Here is a 1,654-nt window from a genome sequence, read left to right as displayed (position 1 = left end):
GGACGTGCGCGGCGACCCGGTCGCGGGTGTCGGTCACGCGCCGTCACCCCCGGCGGGGTCGTCGGCGACCGAGCGCGCGTACCAGACTGCGGCGATGACGAGGCCCGCCATCACGACGTCGAGGCCGTGCTCGAGGACGTGGTGGACGTCGGCCGCGAGCAGGCCGCCCATGCTCGCGCCCGCTACAACGGAGCGCGCGAGCAGCGTCCCGAGCGCGAGCGCCACCAGCAGGTAGGCCGCGAGCGCCGGCGCAGGAACGCCGTCAGCGCCGCGCCCGTCAGCACGGCGGACGCCACGCCCGCGGCGGCGAGCGCGAGCACGAGCGGGACGTCCACCCCCGCGGTCTCGGCGTGCGCGACGGGAAACACGCCCGACGGTTGGGCGCCGACGCGTGTAGGTCGTTCGGTTCGAGCGGGGGTCGTGCGCGGGGCTGTCGTGGTGACAGACAACGCTTAACACTCCGCGGCGCCACCGTCCAGTATGGACGATATTTTCGTCGGCCGACTGATGTCGGACAGCATCCACACGGTGACGCCGGACACGCTCGTCGAGGACGCCGCCGACCTGATGATCGACAACGGCATCGGCTCCGTCGTCGTCGTGGACGAGAACGGCCACCTCGAGGGCATCCTCACGAACACCGACTTCGTGACCATCGTCGCGAAGAGCAAGCCGAAGGCGGAGACCACCGTCGAGCGCTACATGACCACGGACGTCGTCACCACGGGCGTCCAGGAGTCCATCCGCGACGTCGCCGACGCGATGCTCGAACACGGCTTCCACCACATGCCCGTCGTCGACGACGAGGACAACGTCATCGGGATGATCACCACGAAGGACCTCGCGTCGTACATCTCCACCGTGCAGACGCCCAGCCCGGCGTAACCGTTCGTTCTCGGCGCTCGCGGATTCCCCGGCGAGCCTCGCCGAGTGACCAACTACCACGCCCTTCTGCGCTAGAGGCTCGCGTGCATGACAGACACACACGGCCACGAGCCCGGCCACCACCACGAACACGTCGACGAGACCGTCGAAGCCCGCGACGACTGGGCGCGGCGCCGCCGCAAGGGCATCCCCACCGACAAGCAGCTGCTGGTCGTCGCGTGCATGGACGAGCGCATCCCCGTCGAGGAGGCGCTCGGCATCGAGCTCGGCGACGCCCAGATCTTCCGGAACGCCGGCGGGAAGGTCACCGACGACGTGGTGCGGTCGGCCGCGCTCACCACGCAGTTCTTCGACACCGAGGAGGTCATCGTCGTCAACCACACCGACTGCGGGATGATGAGCGCGCCCGACGACGCGGTCGCCGAGGGGCTGGAAGCCGCTGCCGGCGGCGATCTCGAGGACGTTGACCTCGACCCCGCGCTCCCCGAGCTCTCTGTCGGCGACGCCTCGGTCGCGGACTGGGTCCGCATGACCGACGACATCGACGAGGCCTGCGCCGCGCAGGTCCGCTACCTCGAGGAGCACCCGCTCGTGGACGCGACCGTCCACGGCTACGTCTACGAGGTCGAGAGCGGCACGCTCCGCCACCCCGGCGGGCGCATCGCCGAGGACGTCAGCACGCGCGTCGAGTGACTCCGCGAGCGGCCTCTTCGGTCACGCGGCCCGCCGGCGGTCGGTGACGAGCAGCCAGCCCGCGAGCGCGGCGGCC

Annotated in this window: 4 protein-coding genes; 2 read left to right on the top strand and 2 right to left on the bottom strand. The window is 70.9% G+C overall.

The window, feature by feature from the left end; genetic code table 11:
* Nucleotides 1–33 precede the first annotated feature (33 nt).
* Both GJ634_RS16305 and GJ634_RS16300 read right to left on the bottom strand, forming a co-directional pair.
* The gene (locus GJ634_RS16305; protein WP_231737065.1) at nt 34–225 is read right to left on the bottom strand and encodes a hypothetical protein; all 192 of its coding nucleotides are present in this window, start codon (nt 223–225) and stop codon (nt 34–36) included.
* Entirely contained in the window at nt 183–368 is a 186-nt protein-coding gene (locus GJ634_RS16300; RefSeq protein WP_231737064.1) for a hypothetical protein, read from the bottom strand. Before GJ634_RS16300 ends, GJ634_RS16305 begins: the two co-directional genes overlap by 43 nt.
* 112 nt (nt 369–480) lie before the next feature.
* Between GJ634_RS16300 and GJ634_RS15105 the strand changes: the two genes are divergently transcribed.
* Complete coding sequence (locus GJ634_RS15105; protein WP_157503649.1) at nt 481–885, top strand: CBS domain-containing protein; 405 nt, start codon at nt 481–483, stop codon at nt 883–885.
* A gap of 87 nt (nt 886–972) precedes the next feature.
* The gene (locus GJ634_RS15100) at nt 973–1,578 is read left to right on the top strand and encodes a carbonic anhydrase (protein WP_157503648.1); all 606 of its coding nucleotides are present in this window, start codon (nt 973–975) and stop codon (nt 1,576–1,578) included.
* The last annotated feature ends 76 nt before the right edge of the window (nt 1,579–1,654 follow it).

It is taken from the genome of Halobacterium sp. CBA1126, assembly GCF_009741975.1.
In the GTDB taxonomy this organism is placed as follows: domain Archaea; phylum Halobacteriota; class Halobacteria; order Halobacteriales; family Halobacteriaceae; genus Halobacterium.
The sequence above is the reverse complement of the archived record's forward strand: the minus strand, read 5'-3'. Positions and strand labels throughout refer to the sequence as shown.